Consider the following 3,771-nt stretch of genomic DNA (forward strand, 5'->3'; position numbering starts at 1 on the left):
CGACGGCACCGAGCGCGGTCGCCGCGGCGACCGCGCTCGGTGCCGTCGTCGTACTCGACCCGCTCCTTGCGGACGTCCTCGCTGACCTCGCGCTGCTCGGTGACCTTGTCGGTCTCCAGGCGGACCCGCTCGACCGGCACGGTGTCCTTGCGGATCTCCGGCTGCTCGGCGTGCAGGGTGACCTCGGTCTGCTCCTCCTGGATGCGGCCGCGGACGCCTTCGCTCGGGTCGATCGGCTCGCGGACGACCCGGACCTCCTCGTGGCTGACCGGCACGGTCGTGGTCACGTTCTCGGTGACGACCACCTTGCGCAGCCGGGCGTGCCCGACCTCCTGCTCGCGGGCGCTGACGTGCAGCCGCTCCTCGGAGCGGAGCATCTCGTGCTCGCGGGCGTGCGCGGGGTCCTGGGCGGCGGACGGGGAGCGCTCGTCCATGCCGGACCGGCTGCCCATGCCCGCCCCCGCCATGCCGGCGCCGGCGCCCATCCCCGCGCCGGCGCCCATCCCCGCGTCGCCCCGGCTGTCCGACCGGCCGCGGGACTCGGCCCCGCCGCGGGTCTCCGACCGGCCGCGGGTCTCCGCCTGGCCGCCACGGGCCGAGCCGTGGCCGTCCGTCAGGGAGTAGTACCGGTACAGGTCGTGCTCCTGGTCGCTGTCGAGGTGCTCGTCGGCCTCGACGCGCGGGGCGTCCTTCACCCGCTCCTTGGCGTAGGCGACGTGCAGGCTCTCGCCGTCGCTGCGCGCGCCCTCCAGCGGCACGAAGGTCTCCTTCGTGCCGAACAGGCCGGTCTTGACGGTCACCCACTCCGGCTTGCCGCTGCGGTCGTCGAGCCAGACCTGCTCGACCTTGCCGATCTTCTCGCCGCGCGGGTCGACGGCCGTGAGGCCGCCGAGGTCGCCGCTGTTCAGGTAGCCATTGCCCGCCATCGCTTGCACTCTCCCTCTGCCGGCACGCGACGGAGCGGCCCAGATGCCCTCCGCTGGAACACGCGCCGTACCCACTCCCCCACCGCGGGAAGGTTCCGTCAAACCGGGACGAACCCGGCACACGTGGGCGGACCCGGGTGTCAGCGGGGCGGTCGGCCGGAACGGCGCGGGCCGCCCGGGTCGCGGGCGTTGGCCCGTACGGGTGAGCCAGGCGGCCGTGCCGGACGGTCCGTGGCTCCCGCTCCCCCCCTCCGCACCGGCTTTCGTCTCCGCGCCGGGAACGATCTCCGGACGCCCCGCGTTGTCCGGGCGATACGTGATGATCAGGGGGAGACATGAGCACGTTCACCACCGACCTGCCCGCACTCTCCGACCAGGCGGAGCGCCTGATCGGCCTCGGGGTGCACGAGACCGCCGGGCTGACGGCCGACGAGCTGCGCGCGGCGGCCGCCGCACTGGGCGGCGAGGACGGCCTGCTCGTGGTGCGGGAGGACCGGGCCCCGGCGTCGGCCCTCGCCCCGCTGCTGCGGCACGCGGACAAGCCCGGCTTCGTCGTGGAGGACATGACGGACGTCGACCGGTTCACCCCCGTCGAGGGGCTGGCCGTCCCGGAGGGGCCGGTCTACGTGCTGCGGGGCGTCGACCGGGGCGACGACATGTCCAACTGGAGCCCGGACGAGGCGCTGCCGGCGATATCCGAGAAGGGGCGTACGCCGCTGCTGCTGGTGGAGGGCAGCCACTGGGTGCTCCAGCAGCCCGCCGCGCTGGAGCGGAACTGGTGCTTCATGACCATCGGCTCCCGACTGCGCAAGGAGAAGGGCGGCCTGGACGCGCGCACCCCGGCCGTGTGGATCAGCAACGGCACGGGCCGGGACGGCCGCGAGCGGCGTGACGCGCCGAAGGTGGGCTGGTGCTGGGCGGGCAACCGCCACACCTGGCTCGGCTTCGCCTCCGCGGCGGCCCGCATACCGGTCCCCGGCACTCTCGGTGGCGAGGGCTAGGTCCGCCGCGAGCCCCGGGCCGGTGTCGGGCGGTCGCGCGGCACCTCGCGGAGCCGGCCGTCGTGGATCACGGCGATCCGGTCGGCGGCCCCCAGGTGGGCGCGGTCGTGGGTGACCAGCACGGTGGCGGTGGCGCGCTCGCCGGTCAGACGGGTGATCAGATCCAGTACGGCCGCGCCGCGTTCGGCGTCCAGGGCGCTGGTGGGCTCGTCGACGAGCAGCACGGTGGGGTCGTTCACCAGGGCCCGGGCGATGTTCACCCGCTGGCGCTGGCCCCCGGAGAGCTGGTGGGGCCGGCGGCCGGCCAGGTCGGCGAGGCCCACGGCGTCGAGGAGTTCCATGGCGCGGGGCCGCGCCCGGGCCGGTGAGCGGCCGTCCAGGTGGGCCATCACCTGGAGCTGTTCGACGGCGGTGAGAGCGGGCAGCAGGTGCGGCTGCTGGAAGACGATGCCGAGGCTGCGGCGGCGCAGCGCGGCGCGCTCCCGGTCGCCGGCGCCGGTGAGCGGGACGCCGTCCAGGTGGACGGCGCCGGAGTCGGGGGTGACGAGGGTGGCGGCGACGGCGAGCAGGCTGGACTTCCCGGAGCCGGAGGGGCCCACGACGGCGGTGAGGCATCCGCGGGGCACGGCGAGGCAGACCCGGTCGAGGGCGGTCAGCCGACCGGCGCCGTCGGGGTAGGTGAGGGTGACGTCGGTCAGGAGCAGGCTCATCGGGCACTTCCCAGGGCGGTCAGCGGGTCGACGGTGGTGAGGCGGCGGACGGCGAGGGCGGCGCCCAGGGCGCCGAGCAGCACGGTGGCGGCGGCGGGCGGCAGCAGGGTCGCCGGAGTGAGGAGGAAGGGGACGCCGGCCCGGTCCGCGACCGCGCCGAGGGCCGCGGCGAGGGCGGTGCCGGCGAGGGTGCCGGCCGCCAGCAGCACCAGGGCCTGGCCGAGTGCGTCGCGCAGCAGGGCGGCGGTGGTCGCGCCGAGCGCCTTGAGGACGGCGGCGTCGGCGCTGCGCTGGATGGTCCACACCGTGAAGAAGGCGCCGACGACCAGGGCGGAGACGACGAGGAGGAGGGCGCGCATCAACTGGAGGGAGCCGTTCTCGGAGGCGTAGGAGCCGATCGCGGACAGCGAGTCGTCGCGGGTGAGCGTCCGGGTGCCGGCGGCGGCGTCGGCAGCGCTCGGGTCGGCGCCGGGGCCGGTGGTCAGGGCGATGACGGTGGCGGCGGCCTCGGCCGGGCCGGGGGCGGGCGGTGAGACGGCTCGCCAGACGTCGAGGGCGGCCCAGATCACCGGGGTGTGGCTGAAGTGGGCGTCGCCCCGGACGGCCGCCACCGTCAGCGGCCGGCCGGCGAGCGTGACGGCGTCTCCGGGGCCGACGCCGAGGGCGTCGGCGGCGGGGGCGGACAGCACCACCCGGCGGTCGGTGATCCGGTCGGCGTCGGGGGCCAGCGGGGAGCCGGGCCGGACCCCGAAGACCGAGACGCCGGCACGGCGGTCGCCGGCGGTCGCCTTGGTGGTGGCGATGCCCAGCGGCTCGGCGCGGGTGACGCCGGGGGCGGCGGCCCACCGGCGGAGCTGCCGTGCCGTGACGGAGGAGTCGGCATAGGAGGGGTCCTGACCCGCGGGCGTGCCGAAGGCGATGCGGTCGGCGGGCAGGCCGGTCACCGCGGAGGTGTTCTGCCGCCCCAGTCCGGCGGTGAGCCCCGACAGCAGCCCCACGAGCAGGGTGACGAGGAGGAGGACGACCGCCATCAGGGCGAACCGCCCCTTGGCGAACCTCAGGTCTCTGAGGGCGACGAACACGGTGGAGCCTTCCGGTACGGGTGCTGCGGCGGGCGGAGGGGGAGGCGGGGAG

The 3,771-nt window shown here is 76.1% G+C and carries 4 protein-coding genes; 1 reads left to right on the top strand and 3 read right to left on the bottom strand.

All coding sequences use genetic code 11. The annotated features are described in order from the left end of the window. A partial coding sequence (locus C6N75_RS29285) for a DUF2382 domain-containing protein (RefSeq protein ID WP_105871861.1) occupies positions 1–926 on the bottom strand: 926 nt, incomplete at its 3' end. 335 nt (positions 927–1,261) lie between these two features. Between C6N75_RS29285 and C6N75_RS29290 the strand changes: the two genes are divergently transcribed. After that, the gene (locus C6N75_RS29290) at positions 1,262–1,927 is read left to right on the top strand and encodes a DUF5701 family protein (protein WP_105871858.1); all 666 of its coding nucleotides are present in this window, start codon (positions 1,262–1,264) and stop codon (positions 1,925–1,927) included. Here the strand turns inward: C6N75_RS29290 and C6N75_RS29295 are convergent. Together C6N75_RS29295 and C6N75_RS29300 are read right to left on the bottom strand one after the other, a co-directional pair. Further along, positions 1,924–2,637, bottom strand: a complete 714-nt coding sequence (locus C6N75_RS29295) for an ABC transporter ATP-binding protein (RefSeq protein ID WP_105871859.1) — start codon at positions 2,635–2,637, stop codon at positions 1,924–1,926. The two genes, C6N75_RS29290 and C6N75_RS29295, sit on opposite strands and share 4 nt — an antisense overlap. Further along, a complete protein-coding gene (locus C6N75_RS29300) occupies positions 2,634–3,719 on the bottom strand; it encodes an ABC transporter permease (RefSeq protein ID WP_105871860.1) in 1,086 nt (361 codons plus the stop codon). The genes C6N75_RS29295 and C6N75_RS29300 overlap by 4 nt, the downstream gene beginning before the upstream one ends. Positions 3,720–3,771: the final 52 nt, after the last annotated feature.

This window comes from Streptomyces solincola (assembly GCF_002982015.1).
GTDB classification, from domain to species: domain Bacteria; phylum Actinomycetota; class Actinomycetes; order Streptomycetales; family Streptomycetaceae; genus Streptomyces; species Streptomyces solincola.